Origin of the sequence: Actinomadura citrea, assembly GCF_013409045.1 — a bacterium.
Classification (GTDB): Bacteria; Actinomycetota; Actinomycetes; order Streptosporangiales; family Streptosporangiaceae; genus Spirillospora; species Spirillospora citrea.
Window position 1 is genome coordinate 7,641,964 of record NZ_JACCBT010000001.1, and the last position, 16,188, is coordinate 7,658,151.

The following is a 16,188-nucleotide window of genomic DNA, read 5'->3' on the forward strand; positions in this document are numbered from 1 at the left end:
TGACGCGTCAGCGGCGGCGTTTGGTGGCCCATTCGCGGATCTTGGCTATGCGCTCGCGGATCTCCTCGGCGCTCGCCTGGGGGACGGGCGGGCCGCCGCAGGCGCGCCGCAGCTCGTTGTGGATGACTCCCTGCGGCTGGCCGGTCCGGTGGTTCCAGGAGTTGACGAGGCCGTTCAGCTCGCGGCGCAGGGCCGCGATGTCCTCGGCGGCGGTGCGGTCGGCGCGGGGGTCGCCGGTCTTGCGCCTGCGCTCGTTGGCGATCTGCTCGGCCTGCCGCTTGCGCAGCAGCGCCGACACCTGGTCGGGCTCCAGCAGGCCGGGGATGCCGAGGAACTCCTCCTCCTCGGCCGACCCCGGCTCGGCGTTCATGCCGAACTCGCCGCCGTCGTAGAGCACGCGGTCGAACGTCGCGGACGCCTCCACCGTCTCGAACGGCAGCTCCTCGCCGACGTCGGGCGAGTCCTGCTCGCGGTTGGCCTCGGCGAGCAGATCGTCGTCGAGGCCGTCCTCGCGGACGGGCCGGTCGAGGACGTGGTCGCGCTCCTCCTCCATCTCGGAGGCGTGGCCCATCAGCGTCGGCACCGACGGCAGGAACACCGACGCGGTCTCGCCGCGCTTGCGGGCGCGGACGAAGCGCCCGATGGCCTGCGCGAAGAACAGCGGCGTGCTGGTGGAGGTGGCGTACACGCCGACGCACAGCCGCGGGATGTCGACGCCCTCGGACACCATGCGGACCGCGACCATCCAGCGGTCGTCGGTCTCGCCGAACGCCTTGATCTTCTTGGACGCGGTCGGGTCGTCCGACAGCACGATCGTGGCGCCCTGCCCGGTCACCGCGCGCAGCATCTTGGCGTAGGCGCGGGCGGCCTCGTGATCGGTGGCGATGACCAGGCCGCCCGCGTCCGGGATGACGCGGCGCAGCTCGGTGAGGCGGCGGTCGGCCGCGGCCAGCACCTGTGTGATCCAGTTGCCCTTGGGGTCGAGCGCGGCCCGCCACGCCTGGGACGTCTGGTCCTGGGTGAGCGGCTCGCCGAGGGTCGCGGTGATCTCGTCGCCCGCGCGGGTGCGCCAGCGCATCTCGCCCGCGTACGCCAGGAAGATCACCGGTCGGACGACGCCGTCGGCGAGGGCGGGGCCGTAGCCGTAGGTGTAGTCGGCCCGGCTGCGCCGGACGCCGTCCGGCCCCTCCTCGTACTGGACGAACGGGATCGGGTTGATGTCGGTGCGGAAGGGCGTGCCGGAGAGGGCGACCCGCCGCGTCGCCGGCTCGAACGCCTCCCGGACGGCGTCGCCCCACGACAGACCGTCGCCCGCGTGGTGCACCTCGTCGAAGATGACCAGCGACTTGCGCGCCTCGGTGCGGTTGCGGTGCAGTGCCGGGCGCGCGGCGACGGTCGCGTACGTGACGGCGACGCCGTGGAAGTCCTTGCCGACGGGGCCCTGCCCGTTCTGGTACTCGGGGTCGATCCTGATGCCGACGCGGGCCGCCGACTCGGCCCACTGCCGCTTGAGGTGCTCGGTGGGGCACACGATCGTGAGCGACGAGACGACGCGGCGCTCCATCAGCTCGCGGGCGAGCCGGAGCGCGAACGTCGTCTTGCCGGCGCCCGGCGTCGCGACGGTGAGGAAGTCGCGCGGGCCGGGCGCCGTTCCGTCCGCGCCGAAGTACGCCTCCAGCGCCTGCTGCTGCCAGGCGCGCAGGGAGGACGCGGTCCCCCAGGCGGCCCGCTCGGGGAAGGCGGGGGGCATGCTCGATGCGGCGAAGGTGCTCACGGTCATTGAAGGCTACCGAGCCGCACCGACAGATCGTGCCGCGCCCGGCGCACCTGTGCCGAGATCCACACGGTGGCGGCCGGGCTTTCGGGACCGGTACGCCGCCCACACGGCACGGATCCGGCGGCCCTGACCTGTGGTGAAGCCCCGCATGCAGGCGTCGTGCGCGTAGTCCATGAAATTGTGGATCGGATCGCGGCCGCGCTGCGGGCACGTGTCGCGGCCCTGCGGGCAGCCCTGCGCCGGCTCCTGCTCGTACGGAGTGTCGGCCACCCCGTCGCCCGGCGACACGCACCCGCCCTCGAACGTGTGCATCAGACCGAGCCAGTGCCCGATCTCGTGGACGGCCGTGAACCCGTGGTTGAACGGCGCGTACGACCCGTACGGCAGGCTGCGGAAGTCGACGATGACGCCGTCCAGGCGCGGGTCGCGCCGGTACCACTGCGGGAAGGTGGAGAAGCCCAGCACGTCAGAGCCGACGGCCGCCGTGTAGAGGTTGAGCGTGCCGCGCCCGCCCTTGCGCAGGCGCCGCTTGATCGGGCCCTCGTTGCGCTGCGGGTTGTGGAACCAGGCCGAGTTGTCGGTGCGGTCCAGGGAGTCGAGCCGGAACCTCACATGGGTGTCGGAGCCGCCGAGGCGTCCGCCGTAGGCCGCGTTCAGCGTGGCGATCTGGCGCCGGACCGCCGCCGTGGACAGCCGCCCGGAACCCCCGCTGTGGACGACGTGGAACCGCACCGGCACGACGAGGCTCCCCGTCGCGCGCCGTTCCGACCCGCGGCGGGCCGAGCCCGGGAGCGTCTCGCCGAGCAGGCGCGAGTCGAGGAGGGCCTCGTCGGTCGTCCCGAACCGGTCGAGGAGCGTGCGGCGGAGGTCGGCGAGCATGGCGGTGGCCTGCTCGTGGCCGAGGTCGGCCCGGTCGCGCGCCTGGGCCGATCTCGCCACCCCGCCCGAGGCGCCCCTCCCGCGGAGGGCGGTCCCGCCGACGGCGGCCGTCCCGCCCGTTGTGCCCGTCGTGCCCGTCGTGCCCGGGCGGACGCAGTCGTCGCCGCCGGCGGCGGGAGCGACCTTCGTCCGTTCCCACTCCCCCTCACTCACCGAACCTGGAACAGCACACACCGTGACCGTCAGTGCGCACAGTGAAACCCCGGCCAAGCGCCGCATTCAATCCCCCGATTGTTCAGGGACGTCCCTTTCGGGGCATCCCGCGATAAGAAAGGCCGAGGTCCCGCGGCACATGACCGCAGGACCTCTCGCGCGCACGCCTACCCGGCGCCGCGCCGTCGGCCGCCGTTCAGCGGCCGGTCACTCCTCGCCCTTGCCCCCGCCCGACTGCATGGACTCGTAGATCTCCTTGCACTCCGGGCAGACGGGGTACTTCTTCGGATCCCGGTTCGGCACCCAGACCTTGCCGCACAGCGCGATCACCGGCGTACCGGTCACCGCGCTCTCGGTGATCTTGGCCTTCTTCACGTAGTGGGCGAACCGCTCGTGGTCGCCGTCACCGTGGGAGAGGTCCGGCTTGACATCGGTCTGGGTGTCGCCGTCGGGAAGGATCTTCGTACTCACACCGTTCACCTTAGTTCAGCGTCGGGTCCTCGGGGAAAGTGGCGACGAAGGCCAGGTCGCCGCCCTGCCTGCGGAGCACGTCCTGCCACAGCCGGTCCGGGTCGCCGGCGAACACGTCCCCCGCCTCGGCGGGCACCAGGTACCACGAGCCCTCCTCGACCTCGGTGCGCAGCTGCCCGGGTGACCAGCCCGCGTATCCGGCGAACACGCGCAGTTGCAGCAGCTCCGCCGCGAGCAGGCCGGGCGGGGCCTCCAGGTCGACCAGGCCGACCCGGGCGACCTCATGGCCGCCGTCCAGGGCGCGCCATCCGAGCGGCTCGTCCTCGCCGGGGAGCCGGGCCAGGGCGAGCGCGTTCTCCAGCGCGACCGGCCCGCCCTGGAACACCACGGCCGGTCCGGTCACCAGCTCCGCCCACGGCGGCAGCACGCGGTCCACCGGAATCTCGGTCGGCCGGTTGAGGACAACCCCGAGGGTTCCCCCGTCGCCGTCGTGCTCGACCAGCAGGACGACGCTGCGCCGAAAGTTCGGATCCTCCAGCTGTGGAGTGGCCACCAGCAGGAGCCCGACCCTGATCCCGTCTTCCATGGGTCCCATGATGCGTTGCCCGGACCTCCGGCGGCACGCCTCCTCGCTCGTTAGCCTGTTACGCATTCCTATCGATGGGGATATCGGCACCACAAGGTCCTGGGTTAAGAATGATCTAGGATCATCGGCCACCCGCTTGGTGCGGGCCGGGAGGACCAGCGATGCAGTTGCCCAGGGTCGTCATCGCCGCCGTGTTCGTCGTGATCGGGGCGCTGATCGCGATCCCGGCCCTGTTCAGGTCGGACGGCTCCGCGTCGCCGACCTCCGGTGCCGCGTCCACGTCGGCGAGCCCGAGCCCGTCCGGCGGTTCGCCGTCCGCCTCGGGCAAGCCCACCCGGACCCCGACGCGCACCCCGACGCGCACCCCGACCCGCACGCCGACGGGGGCTCCGGCGCGGCCGGTGACGGCCACCATCGGATCGGTGTCCTGCCCGGACCGCACCGTGAACGTCAGGGTCCGCAACACCGGAACGCAGACCGAGGACTTCTCCGTCGAGAAGAACGACGACACCGCCGCCGTCCCCGGCAAGATCGGCCCGGGCGCCACCCGGACGGTCGCGGTGAAGCTGCGCGAGGACCGCGGCACCCGCATCACCGTCCGGTGGGCGAACCGTCAGATCGGGAGCGCCGCCGCCAAGGCGAACTGCAAGAAGGCCGGCGGCGCCGCGCCGCGCGAGACGCCGCCCGGCAAGCTGCCGCACACCGGCCCCGACACCGTGCTGTGGGCGCGGGCCGCGACCGGCGTCGCCGTCATCCTGACCGGCGCGATCATCTTCTGGTGGGGCGGCACCTGGCCGCGCCGCCGCGAGCAGATGTTCGCGGGCAGGAAGTCCGACTGAGCGGAGCGGCGGGCCCGCGCCGCGGGCCCGCCTTCCGGGCGCCTACGCCTCGGTGCGGGGACGGCCGCCCGCGGCCTCGCGGACGGCGCCGGCCACGCGGGTGCTGACGTCCGGGTGGAAGACGCTCGGCACGATGTAGTTCGGGCCGAGCTCGTCCGGGGTGACGACCTCGGCGAGGGCCTTGGCCGCGGCCGCGAGCATGTCGAGGGTGACGCCGTCGGCCTGGGCGTCCAGCAGGCCGCGGAACACCCCGGGGAACGCCAGCACGTTGTTGATCTGGTTCGGGTAGTCGCTGCGCCCGGTGGCGACCACGGCGGCGTGCTCGCGCGCCTCGTCCGGCGAGACCTCCGGCTCGGGGTTGGCGAGCGCGAACACGATCGCGTCGGGGCTCATCGTGGCGATGTCGTCGCCGTTCAGGATGCCGGGGGCGGACACGCCGATGAACACGTCGGCGTCCTTCACCGCACCGCGCAGGTCGCCGGAGTAGCCGCCCTCGTTGGTGTGCTCGGCGATCCAGCGCAGCGAGTCGTCCAGGTCGTCGCGGCCCTTGTGCACGGCGCCGGCGTAGTCGCAGACGACGAGGTTGCGGGCCCCCGCGTACATCAGCAGTTTCAGGATGGCGCTGCCGGCCGCGCCCGCGCCCGCCATGGTGATGCGCACGGTGCCGATGTCCTTGCCGACGACGCCCAGCGCGTTGGTCAGCGCGGCGAGCACGCAGATCGCGGTGCCGTGCTGGTCGTCGTGGAAGACGGGGATGTCCAGCAGCTCGCGCAGCCGGGCCTCGACCTCGAAGCAGCGCGGCGCGGAGATGTCCTCCAGGTTGATGCCGCCGAAGGCGGGCGCGAGGATCTGCACCGTCCGGACGATCTCGTCGGTGTCCTGGGTGTCCAGGCAGATCGGCCACGCGTCGATCCCGGCGAACCGCTTGAACAGCGCCGCCTTGCCCTCCATGACCGGCAGCGCGGCCTCCGGGCCGATGTTGCCGAGGCCGAGCACCGCCGAGCCGTCGGTCACCACGGCGACGCTGTTGCGTTTGATCGTCAGCCGGCGGACGTCCTCGGGGTTGCGGGCGATGGCCAGGGAGACGCGGGCGACGCCGGGCGTGTAGGCCATCGACAGCTCGTCGCGGTTGCGCAGCGGCACCTTCGACTGCATCTCGATCTTGCCGCCGAGGTGCATCAGGAACGTCCGGTCGCTGACCTTGTGGATCTTGACGGAGTCGATCCGCTCCAGCGCGCCCGCGATCGCCTCGGCGTGCTGGGTGTCGCGGGTGGCGATCGTGACGTCGATGCGCAGGGTCTCGTGACCGGCGGTGTTGACGTCGAGGGCCGTGACGATGCCGCCCGCGTTCTCGACCACATGGGTGATCTGGCTGACGGCCCTGCCGCCGGCCGGGACCTCCAGCCGGACGGTGATGGAGTACGACACGCTTGGCACGCTCGCCACGACAGCTGCTCCCTATTTATACGGGTTTGTCCACATCCGAGCGCGCCGCTCACCAGGGGACGGTGCGTCCGGAGCCGCCGCCCGGTCCCGTCCCGCGGCTCGCAGAGCCCGGGCCGCGACGACGATCGGCTCGACGGTCGCGGGCACGGGCGCCCCCGTGGTGTCGATCACGAGCCGGTGCCGGGCACGGGCGGTGTCGATCACGAGGCGGCGGAGCCGCGGACCGGCCGGATCGGCCCCGTGGAGTACTTCACCCGTGGAAGTGCTCCACACGGCCGCACGGGCGCGGTCATCAGTCAACGAGCATACGCTCACCAGCGCGGTCAGGTGTCCCGCTCGCCCCAGCTCGCCACCCTTCGGCCGTCGCCCGTGTGCCGGCACGGGCCGCCGGGACGCCGTCCGCCCGCGCCACGCGGCCGCGATCATCTCCGGCACGCACCCGGAACACGGTGACCACCGCGACGACACGAGCCAGAACGGCCCGCGCGCCAGAAGACGGGCCCGGGTCGCACAGCGGCCCGGGCCGGACCGGCGGCCTGGTCAGAACAGGGCGGACTGCAGGCCGCGGCGGGCCTTGCCGATGCGCGGGTCGTCCGGGGGCAGGAGCTCGAACAGCGACAGCAGGTGCTTGCGCGCCGCGTCGCGGTCGTCGCCCGCGCCGCGCCGCACCGCGCCCACCAGCCGGTCGAAGGCCTCGTCGATGCGCCCGGACACCATCTCCACGTCGGACGCGTTGATCTGCGCCTGGACGTCGCCGGGCTTCTCGGCCGCCTCCTGGAGGACGCGCTCGGCGTCCAGCGAGCGCACGCGCAGGCTCAGCTCGACCAGGGCGAGGCCCTGCCTGGCCTGGCCGTCCCTCGGGTCCGCGGCGAGGATCCGCTCGAACGCGACCTTGGCGCTGTCCAGGTCGCCGCGCTGCAGGGCGTCCTCGGCCTCGCCGTACACCGGGTCGGCTGCGGGGGCCTCCGCGCCGGGGGCCGGCTGCTCGCCCTCGGGGGCGTCCGGCAGGATGCCCTCCTTGCGCAGCGCGTCGAAGAGCTGGTCGATGGCCTGGCGGACCTGCGGCTCCGGCGCGGCGCCGTTCAGGAACGGCAGCAGCTGCCCGGCGACGACCGCGGCCACGAACGGGATGCCGCGCACGCCCATCTGCTGCATGTAGGCGCCGAGCTGCGGGTTCGCGTCGATGTCGACCTTGGCCAGGATCCACTTGCCGGCCGCCTCGGTGGCGAGCTTCTCCAGGATGGGGCCGAGCTGCTTGCACGGGCCGCACCACTCGGCCCAGAAGTCCACCAGGACGGGAACGGACTGCGACCGTTCCACGACCTCGGTGTTGAAGGTCTCGTCAGTGACGTCCAAGACGTAGGGGCCGCCGGGCGCGGCCGCGGCCGGAGCCGGCGCACCGCCGCCCTGGGCCCGGCGTTCCTGCTGCTTCCTTGCCGCGGCCTGGCGCGCTCCCAGGTCGATGGCCCCGTGCAACGAAAAGTCCCGAGAAGGCATGGGACCATCCTGCCCCATGACCGCGCCCTGCCGTACGTCCGTACGCTCCCAGCGGAGCGCCGCGCCCGCGCCGGACGCCCGGCGCGTCCGCAGGGGGTCCATATGGACGGCATATCCAGAGAATTGTCCGGCTTTTTTATTCTCTTTCCCGCCGCGCCCCGGGGCAAAGACTTCCGTCGTCTCGCCGTAAAGGCGATTAGATTGCTGACAGCCATCACCAAGCCCGGTTATAGTCACGATGTCGATGCATTGCGGCCCGGCAAAAGCGACCGGGCCGGAGCCGCCGGGGGGCGGCCCGGCCTGCGGGCGTGCCGCGTGGCGGGTTGGGGGACCCGAGGCCACCGGCGCGGCAGGCGCACCGTCCGGCCGCCGCGACAGCATGACGAACAACGGGGGGAAACTTGTGATCGCGGAGCATTCCGTGATCGTGGCCCGAGGAATGGGTGTCCGCCGCGGGGGGCGGTGGCTCCTGCGCCCGGTGACCTTCGGCGTGCCCGAAGGCGTGGTCGGCTTGGCCGGTCCACCGGGTGCCGGTAAATCCACTCTGCTGGCCACGTTCGCGACCTTGCGCAGACCGAACACCGGCGCGCTGCACATTCTGGGGCACGACATCACGAACGCCGCCGGGCAGCGGGCCGCCCGTGCCGGGATCGGTTACCTGCCGGCCCGCTTCTCGCGCGCGGAGGGCATGACGGCCGGCGAGTTCGTCGCCTACGCCGCGTACTACAAGCGGACGAGCGCGTCCGCCGCGCAGAGCATGATCCGTCGCTTCGACCTCACCGAGGCCGCCGGGACGGAGCTGGCGCTGCTGCCGCCGGACGTCCGGCTGCGCGCCGGGCTGGCCGCCGCCTGCGTCCACGAGCCCGGCCTGGTGCTGCTCGACGACCCCTTCGGCGAGCTGTGCGCCGCCGCCGAGCCCTGGCCCACGGGCGCCGCGGGCCCCGGACGGCACTCGCTCACCGCGGCCATGGCCGAGCTGGTCCCCGTGCTGCGCACGCTGGCGCCCACCGTGGTCGTCACCGCCGACGCCGCCGGGACGCTCACCGGCTGGTGCGACCGCCTCTTCACCCTCGCCCGCGGCCGGCTCTCCGAGCAGCCCACGCACTCGGCCGCCGCCCGCCGGGGCCGCTCCCCCGCCGACCGGCGCGGCGCCGCCGCCCCGCGGAGTGCTCTCCATCCGCAGACCGTCGACGCGATGACCGGGCGCCGCCCGGCCCGGCGCACGCTGCCGCAGGTGTCCCTGCCGCAGCTCGCCCTGCCGCCGCTGGCCCTGCCGCACCTGCCCCTGCCACAGCTTGCGAAGGCGCGGGCGCGGCGGTCGCCCGCCGAGAGCCCCACCGGTGTCTGACCTCGGGCGGGTGCTCCGGTTGGACGCCCGCCGCACGGCACTGCTCGTCGCGGTGCCGGTCCTCACCGTGCTCGGCACGACGGCGGCGTGCCTGTCGCTGAGCCCGGCGGTCGCGTACTGGGACAACACCGTCGTGGCGCTGGTCAACGCCGTCCGGCTCCTGGGCCCGGCGGCCGCGGGGCTGGCCGCGTGGACGGCCGTCCGGGAACGCCCGCTCGACTACCTGCGCGACCTCACCGCCCGCTCTCCCGCGACCGGCGTGCTGTTCGACCTGTTGCTGCTGTCGTCCGCCGCGCTGGTCTCCTACGTCGTGGTCACGGCGGTGGTCGTCACCGTCACCCTCCTGCACGCGCACGCCGGGCAGCCGCATCCGCTCGGCGTGGTCTCGGGCGCGGTCGCGCTCGTCCTGCACGTCGTCATGGGCTACCTGACGGGACGCGTCGCACCCCACCGCGCCACCGCGGCCCTGGTGCTCGCCGCGACGTCCCTGTGGGCCGCTCTGCGCGTCCCCGGCATGTCCTGGTGGAGCCTGCTGCCCCCGGCAGCGTTCCCTCGCATCCAGCTGTTCACCACCCTGCGTCCGGAGGTGTTCGCCGTCCAGGTCCTCTGGGCCGCCGGGCTGACCACCGCGCTGATCCTCGGCTACGTGATGTGGGCGACGCGGCGCTTCCTGCTCGTCCTGCCCCTGGCGGTGGCGCTGGCCGCGACCGTCTCCGCCACCCTCGGCCTGCACGGCTCCGGCGGGACGGTCGCGCCCGCCCAGGCGGAGCCGGTGTGCCGGAGATGGCCTCTCACCGTCTGCGTGCACCCCGCCCTGCGGGACGCGCTGCCCCCGCTGATGGCGGTGGCCACCCCGCTCGCCGCGCGGCTGAACGGCACGCCCGGCGCCTTCACGATGGTCGAGCAGCGTCCCGCCTGGACGCCCGTCACGGTGGTGGACGGCGTCGCCGCCGTCCACCTCGACGAGGACCTGGCCCCGGGATACGCGTCCCGGGCCGTCCGGCAGATCAGCGAGGCGCTCAAGGACGCACGGTCCTGCGCGTCCGGCGACGGGTACCGCGCGGTGGTCGACGCGTGGCTTCTCGGCGACGAGCCCCCCGCCATGGCCGACACGCGCGCGGGGCACCGGTTCGCGTCCTGGACCGAGCAGCGGCGGCGCGACTGGCTGCGGCTCCACTTCGCCGAGTACCGCGCCTGCACGCTCCGCCCGCAGGACTTCCACGTCCCCCGCAACGCGGAGGGCCGCCTCGACGACGTCCTGGACACCCGGCCTGCGTGACCGCGGCAGGACCCCCCGGCCGGCCGCGGTCACGCAGGAGGTCAGGCGCCCCGCCCGGCCGGTTCCGGCTCGGCGGCGGGCCGCGTCCAGTGGCGCTCCACGAAGAACGGCGCGACGGGCAGGACGGCGGCGCCGAGCGCGAGGACCGTGCGCCCGAGGTCCCAGCCGAGCTGCTCGCGGACGAGGAAGACCAGGCCGACGTAGGCCATGAACAGGACGCCGTGCACCGGGCCCATCACCTGCACGCCGATCGGCGCGTCCGCCCCGTACTTCAGCGGCATCGCGACCAGCAGCAGGAGGAGGAACGAGAACGCCTCGGCGACGGAGACGAACCGGAAAGCACGAATCATGTCCACGCCCCGCTCAACGGCGCGGCATCGGCCCGCGGTTTCCGCGCCCTCTATGGCGTTGCTCACACGGCGCTCACACGACCGTGTGCAAACCGTGACGTATCCGGACCCCGGCGGACCTCTAGTGTGTCCGCGTGGACTGGAGCCTGCTGACCTGCGCGCGCAAGGGACACATCACCTACGCGCCGGACGAGGAGACGCTGCGCGAGCGGCTCGTCGTCTCGTCCCCCATCGGCGCGGCGTGGCGATGCCTGCGCTGCGGGACCTACGTGCACGGCGAGCCGCACGGAACCGGCCCGGCCGACCGGGCGCCGCTGGTCAAGCGCGGCCGGGAGCTGCGCGACGCCTTCATCATGCGGTTCTTCGCCGTGGAGCGCGGCATCCGCGGCCTGATCGTGCTGGTCGCCGCGTACGGGGTGTGGCGCTTCGCGGACAGCCGCGGATCGATCGAGCGGATCTTCGAGAAGGAGATCCCGCTGCTGCGCCCCATCGCCGAGCAGGTCGGCTGGGACCTCGACCACTCCAAGGTCGTCACGTCCGTCCGGCACGTGTTCGACCTGGACGCGCGGACGCTGCGCTGGCTGGCCGTCGGCCTCATCGTCTACGGCGCGATCGAGCTGATCGAGGCGGTCGGGCTCTGGCTGCTGCAGCGCTGGGGCGAGTACTTCGCGGTCGTCGCGACGTGCTTCGGGCTGCCGATCGAGGTCTACGAGCTGGTGGAGAAGGTCACCGCGCTCCGCATCGGCGCGCTGGTGCTCAACATCGGTCTCATCGTCTACATCGTCGTCACCAAACGGCTATTCGGCGTGCGGGGCGGCCGGGCCGCCCACGAGGCGCATCTTCGCAGCGAGTCGCTGATCGAGGTGGAGCAGGCGACCCACGAGTCGGACCTGCGGCACCCGACTCCGCCCGAGCCCGAACCCGCCGGATGAGGTAGCGAACGCCGCTGCCGGGAATGTCGGATACATGGCTCGCTCGGAAACGAAGAACGACGCGAAGAACGACGCATCCGTCAAGTCGTCCCCCCGCCGGTCCCGCCCCCCGCGGCGCGGCCTGCTCACCCCGGTCGCGATCATCGTCGCCACCGTCGCGCTCGTCCTGGTCGCCCAGCAGGTGCTGCACGGCCTCCCCCACTGGCTGAACCCGTTCGCGGAGGAGACGAAGGACCGCAGCGGCCCCGTCCTGCTGAAGTCGATCCGCGACCTGCACCGCTACGAGGCGGCGAGCGGCAACTTCCAGGTCGTCGTGGACCTGGAGAAGGACGCCAAGTTCCTGCCGTCCTCGCTGCGCGGCAAGCGGACCCTGTTCGTCGGCAACGGCTCGGTCGACGCCTACGTGGACCTCTCCCGGCTCGGTTCGGGCGCCCTCAAGGTCAACGCGGACCGGACGGCGGCGACGATCTCACTCCCGCCCGCCCAGCTGGAGAAGACGAACCTCGACACGAAGAACAGCTACGTCTACGCGACCCAGCGCGGCGTCTTCGACCGCTTCGGCGACTTCTTCAGCAGCAACCCGAACAACCAGCAGCAGCTCTACGTCCTGGCGTCCCAGAAGATCCAGACGGCCGCCGGCCAGAGCGGCCTGAAGCAACGCGCCGACGCCAACACGAAGTCGATGCTGGAGAACATGCTCAAGGCCCTCGGCTTCAAAACGGTGACCATCACCCCGGCCCCCCAATAACCCGCACCACCCTCAGCCACCCCCGCACCCAAGCAACGACCCACCACTCGCGATCGCGTCCGAAGGCGGATTCGAGCCTGCGAGAATCCGATCGCGCAGCGAGCCGCAAGGCGAGCCGAAGCGATGCCAGCGATCGCCCGCGTGCCCGACGATGGAGGGCCGCCAGGCCCGAAGAAGGAGAGCACTGCCACAGGCACAGCGATGCCGGCGATCGTTAAGTGATCCGATCGAGAACGAGCCGCAGCGAGTTCCCGAGTCGGAACCCCCGACGACCCCGACAATCGCGATCGCGTCCGAAGGCGGATTCGAGCTTGCGAGAATCCGATCGCGCAGCGAGCCGCAAGGCGAGCCGAAGCGATGCCAGCGATCGCCGTGGTCCGATCGGGAGCGAGCCGCTAGGCGAGTTCCCGGGTCGGAACACGAATAAGTACAGCATCGCCCTGGCCGCCGCCGCCGCAGAGGGCGGCGGCGCCGGTGCCGCCGCCTCGGCGCTTCAGCTCGTAGGCCAGGTGCAGGAGGATGCGGGCGCCGGACATGCCGACCGGGTGGCCGACGGCGATGGCGCCGCCGTTGACGTTGACCTTCTCGGGGCCGACGCCGAGGTCGCGCATCGACTGGATGCCGACGGAGGCGAACGCCTCGTTGATCTCGATGAGGTCGAGGTCGTCGACGGTGAGGCCCTCCTTGCCGAGGGCGTGCTTGATCGCGTTGGACGGCTGGGACTGCAGGGAGTTGTCCGGCCCCGCGACGTTGCCGTGCGCGCCGATCTCGGCGAGCCAGGTGAGGCCGAGCTCCTCGGCCTTGGCCTTGGACATCACCACGACCGCCGCGGCGCCGTCGGAGATCTGCGAGGCCGAGCCCGCGGTGATCGTCCCGTCCTTGCCGAACGCCGGGCGCAGCCTGGCCAGGCCCTCGGCGGTGGTGTCGCCGCGCACGCCCTCGTCGGCGGCGAACACGACCGCCTCGCCGCGCCGCTGCGGGACCTCGACCGGGGCGATCTCCTCGTCGAACACGCCGTTCTTGATCGCCTCGGCGGCGCGCTGGTGGGAGCGGGCGGAGAACTCGTCCTGCTCCTCGCGGGAGATGCCCAGCTCGGCGTTGTAGCGCTCGGTCGACTCGCCCATGGAGACGCCGTCGAAGGCGTCGGTGAGGGCGTCGTGGGCCATGTGGTCGAGGAGCTCGACGGAGCCGTACTTGTAGCCGCCGCGCGACTTCGGCAGCAGGTGCGGGGCCTGGGTCATCGACTCCATGCCGCCCGCCACCACGATGTCGAACTCGCCCGCCCGGATGAGCTGGTCCGCCAGCGCGATCGCGTCCAGCCCGGAGAGGCAGACCTTGTTGATCGTGATGGACGGGACGCTCATCGGGATGCCCGCCTTGACCGCCGCCTGCCGGGACGGGATCTGCCCCGCGCCCGCCTGCAGCACCTGACCGAGGATCACGTACTGCACCTGGTCGCCGGACACCCCGGCACGCTCCAGCGCCGCCTTGATCGCGTGCGCCCCGAGGTCGGCCGCGGAGAAGTCCTTCAGCGAGCCCATCAGGCGCCCGATGGGGGTGCGCGCTCCGGCGACGATCACGGACGAGGTGGTCATGTGGGGGCCTCCAGGGTGGTGCTGCGGCGACGTTTGCCACGATACCCACGGGAGCGGCGTTCGGTTCCGTTCGCCCCCGCCTGGCCGTCCGAGGAGGGACAAAGCCCATGCTGACCCGTATCGACCACATCGGCATCGCCTGCCGCGATCTGGACGCGACCGTCGAGTTCTACAAGGCGACCTACGGCTTCACCGACGCGCACTTCGAGGTGAACGAGGAGCAGGGCGTGCGGGAGTGCATGCTCAAGATCAACGACACGGGGGACGGCGCGGCGAGCTACCTGCAGCTCATCGAGCCGATCCGGGAGGACTCGGCCGTCGCCAAGTGGATGGAGAAGAACGGCGAGGGCGTCCACCACATCGCGTTCGGGACGGACGGGACGGTCGCCGGCGAGGCCGCCGGAATCGCCGGCAAGGGCGTGCGCGTGCTGTACGACGCGCCGCGCAACGGGTCGATGGGATCGTTGATCAACTTTTTGCATCCGAAGGACTGCCACGGCGTCCTGACGGAGCTGGTGCAGAAGCGGCCGGACGCCGAATGATCTTGTACGCCGGGCCTGGCGGGGGTGCGCCAGGATCGTGACGTGTTCGATATCACGGTCACGGACCGCGCGGCATGGACCGCCGCTCTGTGACCGTTCGGACACATCTGGTGTATTTGCACCCCCCACACCTGGGCCGCTGCGACCCCGTCACAGGTCCGAACAAAAGGGACATTCCACGCAGCGCGTCAAGATGAGCCCCCAACACGGCAGTGTCCGGAGTACGCTTCATTCGCCGGAAGAGGTCTCGGGCAAGTGCGTCCGTCATGCCAGGCGATCGACCGGTCCCCGGAACCACCCGTAGCCCCGTCACATCAGGATTGAGCCACATGCAGTCCGACATCGACGCCCAGCTCAGCAACTTCTTTGAAGACACGCCCCCGCGCGAGTTCGACGTGGTGCTTCGCGGCTACGACCGGCACCAGGTCGACGAGCACATCAAGCAGCTCGACAACGAGGTGCGGCAGACCCGCGAGCAGACCCAGGCCCTGCAGCGCGAGCTGTCGGACGCCCATCGCCAGCTGCAGGAGCAGGAACGTCCGACCTACTCCGGCCTCGGCGCCCGCATCGAACAGCTGCTGCGGCTCGCCGAGGAGCAGGCGACCGAGCTGGTCCAGGCGGCCCGCTCGGAGGCGAACGAGATCAAGGCCGCGGCCAAGGTCGACGCCGCCGAGCAGCGCGCCACCGCCGAGAACGACGCCTCCGAGCTGCGCGCCAACGCCCAGCGCGAGGGCGACGACATGCGGCAGGCGGCCGAGCGGGAGGCCGAGGAGGTGCGCACCTCCGCCCACCGCGAGGCCGACGAGCTGACCTCCACCACCGAGCGCGAGGTCGCCAAGCTGCGGGCCACCGCCGACCACGAGGTCGCCGAGAAGCGCGCCGGCGCCGAGCGTGAGATCGCCAAGCTGCGCACCACCACCGAGCGCGAGGTGGCGCAGCTGCGCGCGTCCACCAAGCGGGAGCGCGACGAGATCCTCACCACGGCCAAGCGGCAGGCCGACGAGATGCGGGCCCAGGCCCAGCGCATCCTGGAGGAGAGCGAGGCCCAGCGCGCCCAGGCCGAGGCCGAGTTCGAGATCCAGCTCGCCGCCCGACGCGAGGAGGCCGACCGGCAGGACGCCGAGCGCCACTCCGCCGCCCAGGCCGCGACGCAGAAGCTCGTCGCCGAGGCCGAGCAGCGCGCCGCGTCCGCCGAGCAGCGCGCCGCGAAGGCGACGCAGCAGGCCGAGCAGACCCGGCGCGAGGCCGACTCGCACGCCAAGCAGCTGATGGCCAACGCGCGCAAGAACTCCGACAACGTGATCGCCGAGGCCAAGTCGCAGGCCGAGCAGCTGCTCGCCGAGACCAAGTCCGAGGCCGACCGCGTCCGGACGGCGGCGCAGCGCCAGGTCGACGAGCTCACCCGGCAGCGCGACAGCATCACCAGCCACCTCAACCAGCTGCGCCAGCTCATCGGCGGCGTCGCGCCGTCGATGGGCTCCGAGCCCGAGCTGGCCGCGCCCCCGGAGAAGGCCGCGATCCCGGCCGCCGAGCCGAAGCCGGCCCCGGCGCCGCAGGCCCAGCCCAAGCAGCAGCAGCAGCCGGCCGCCAAGGCCGCACCCGCCAAGCCGGCCCAGGCCAAGAAGTCCGAAGAGGACGACGAGGACTGGTGGCAGGAGTGACCCCTTAAAGGTCGGGCATGACGGG

The 16,188-nt window shown here is 72.4% G+C and carries 15 protein-coding genes; 7 read left to right on the top strand and 8 right to left on the bottom strand.

Annotated features, from left to right (window positions below; translation table 11 throughout):
• Positions 1–7 precede the first annotated feature (7 nt).
• From BJ999_RS34985 to BJ999_RS35000, 4 genes are all read right to left on the bottom strand, one after another.
• Complete coding sequence (locus tag BJ999_RS34985; protein WP_179839020.1) at positions 8–1,750, bottom strand: DEAD/DEAH box helicase; 1,743 nt, start codon at positions 1,748–1,750, stop codon at positions 8–10.
• 36 nt (positions 1,751–1,786) lie between these two features.
• Positions 1,787–2,869 carry a zinc metalloprotease gene (locus tag BJ999_RS34990; RefSeq protein ID WP_229809974.1) on the bottom strand — a complete coding sequence of 361 codons (1,083 nt, stop codon included), beginning with the start codon at positions 2,867–2,869 and terminating at the stop codon, positions 1,787–1,789.
• A 207-nt stretch (positions 2,870–3,076) separates the two neighbouring features.
• Complete coding sequence (locus BJ999_RS34995) at positions 3,077–3,340, bottom strand: DUF3039 domain-containing protein (protein WP_179837220.1); 264 nt, start codon at positions 3,338–3,340, stop codon at positions 3,077–3,079.
• A gap of 10 nt (positions 3,341–3,350) precedes the next feature.
• The gene (locus BJ999_RS35000; RefSeq protein ID WP_179837221.1) at positions 3,351–3,926 is read right to left on the bottom strand and encodes a YqgE/AlgH family protein; all 576 of its coding nucleotides are present in this window, start codon (positions 3,924–3,926) and stop codon (positions 3,351–3,353) included.
• Between the two features lie 161 nt (positions 3,927–4,087).
• On the opposite strand from BJ999_RS35000, the gene BJ999_RS35005 reads away from it, so the two are divergent.
• On the top strand, positions 4,088–4,765 hold the full coding sequence (locus tag BJ999_RS35005) for a hypothetical protein (protein ID WP_179837222.1): 678 nt from the start codon (positions 4,088–4,090) through the stop codon (positions 4,763–4,765).
• 42 nt (positions 4,766–4,807) lie between these two features.
• Here BJ999_RS35005 and BJ999_RS35010 read toward each other — a convergent pair whose 3' ends face one another.
• Both BJ999_RS35010 and BJ999_RS35015 read right to left on the bottom strand, forming a co-directional pair.
• Positions 4,808–6,211: an NAD-dependent malic enzyme gene (locus BJ999_RS35010; RefSeq protein ID WP_179837223.1), complete on the bottom strand. Its 1,404-nt coding sequence runs from the start codon at positions 6,209–6,211 to the stop codon at positions 4,808–4,810.
• A gap of 540 nt (positions 6,212–6,751) precedes the next feature.
• The gene (locus BJ999_RS35015; protein ID WP_179837224.1) at positions 6,752–7,708 is read right to left on the bottom strand and encodes a tetratricopeptide repeat protein; all 957 of its coding nucleotides are present in this window, start codon (positions 7,706–7,708) and stop codon (positions 6,752–6,754) included.
• Positions 7,709–8,147: 439 nt separating this feature from the next.
• Between BJ999_RS35015 and BJ999_RS35020 the strand changes: the two genes are divergently transcribed.
• Complete coding sequence (locus BJ999_RS35020) at positions 8,148–9,056, top strand: ATP-binding cassette domain-containing protein (protein WP_229810011.1); 909 nt, start codon at positions 8,148–8,150, stop codon at positions 9,054–9,056.
• A complete protein-coding gene (locus BJ999_RS35025) occupies positions 9,049–10,335 on the top strand; it encodes a hypothetical protein (protein ID WP_179837226.1) in 1,287 nt (428 codons plus the stop codon). Before BJ999_RS35020 ends, BJ999_RS35025 begins: the two co-directional genes overlap by 8 nt.
• Before the next feature lie 41 nt (positions 10,336–10,376).
• Here BJ999_RS35025 and BJ999_RS35030 read toward each other — a convergent pair whose 3' ends face one another.
• Positions 10,377–10,685, bottom strand: coding sequence for a DUF3817 domain-containing protein (locus BJ999_RS35030; RefSeq protein ID WP_179837227.1), 309 nt, complete (start codon positions 10,683–10,685; stop codon positions 10,377–10,379).
• A 134-nt stretch (positions 10,686–10,819) separates the two neighbouring features.
• On the opposite strand from BJ999_RS35030, the gene BJ999_RS35035 reads away from it, so the two are divergent.
• Entirely contained in the window at positions 10,820–11,617 is a 798-nt protein-coding gene (locus BJ999_RS35035) for a DUF2127 domain-containing protein (protein ID WP_179837228.1), read from the top strand.
• Between the two features lie 34 nt (positions 11,618–11,651).
• The gene (locus BJ999_RS35040; protein ID WP_179837229.1) at positions 11,652–12,365 is read left to right on the top strand and encodes a DUF4230 domain-containing protein; all 714 of its coding nucleotides are present in this window, start codon (positions 11,652–11,654) and stop codon (positions 12,363–12,365) included.
• Positions 12,366–12,760: 395 nt separating this feature from the next.
• Here the strand turns inward: BJ999_RS35040 and BJ999_RS35045 are convergent, their stop codons facing one another.
• Positions 12,761–13,960, bottom strand: a complete 1,200-nt coding sequence (locus BJ999_RS35045; RefSeq protein WP_179837230.1) for an acetyl-CoA C-acetyltransferase — start codon at positions 13,958–13,960, stop codon at positions 12,761–12,763.
• A gap of 107 nt (positions 13,961–14,067) precedes the next feature.
• On the opposite strand from BJ999_RS35045, the gene mce reads away from it, so the two are divergent.
• Together mce and BJ999_RS35055 are read left to right on the top strand one after the other, a co-directional pair.
• Positions 14,068–14,502: a methylmalonyl-CoA epimerase gene (gene mce / locus BJ999_RS35050; protein ID WP_179837231.1), complete on the top strand. Its 435-nt coding sequence runs from the start codon at positions 14,068–14,070 to the stop codon at positions 14,500–14,502.
• 329 nt (positions 14,503–14,831) lie between these two features.
• Positions 14,832–16,163: a DivIVA domain-containing protein gene (locus BJ999_RS35055; RefSeq protein WP_179837232.1), complete on the top strand. Its 1,332-nt coding sequence runs from the start codon at positions 14,832–14,834 to the stop codon at positions 16,161–16,163.
• Positions 16,164–16,188: the final 25 nt, after the last annotated feature.

Coding starts and splice junctions, on each gene's coding strand:
- BJ999_RS35020 (WP_229810011.1), top strand. CDS start 8,148: ATGGGTGTCCGCCGCGGGGGGCGGTGGCTCCTGCGCCCGGTGACCTTC.
- BJ999_RS34985 (WP_179839020.1), bottom strand. CDS start 1,750: ATGCCCCCCGCCTTCCCCGAGCGGGCCGCCTGGGGGACCGCGTCCTCC.
- BJ999_RS35005 (WP_179837222.1), top strand. CDS start 4,088: ATGCAGTTGCCCAGGGTCGTCATCGCCGCCGTGTTCGTCGTGATCGGG.
- BJ999_RS35000 (WP_179837221.1), bottom strand. CDS start 3,926: ATGGAAGACGGGATCAGGGTCGGGCTCCTGCTGGTGGCCACTCCACAG.
- BJ999_RS35055 (WP_179837232.1), top strand. CDS start 14,832: ATGCAGTCCGACATCGACGCCCAGCTCAGCAACTTCTTTGAAGACACG.
- BJ999_RS35040 (WP_179837229.1), top strand. CDS start 11,652: ATGGCTCGCTCGGAAACGAAGAACGACGCGAAGAACGACGCATCCGTC.
- mce (WP_179837231.1), top strand. CDS start 14,068: ATGCTGACCCGTATCGACCACATCGGCATCGCCTGCCGCGATCTGGAC.
- BJ999_RS35045 (WP_179837230.1), bottom strand. CDS start 13,960: ATGACCACCTCGTCCGTGATCGTCGCCGGAGCGCGCACCCCCATCGGG.
- BJ999_RS35015 (WP_179837224.1), bottom strand. CDS start 7,708: ATGCCTTCTCGGGACTTTTCGTTGCACGGGGCCATCGACCTGGGAGCG.
- BJ999_RS35030 (WP_179837227.1), bottom strand. CDS start 10,685: ATGATTCGTGCTTTCCGGTTCGTCTCCGTCGCCGAGGCGTTCTCGTTC.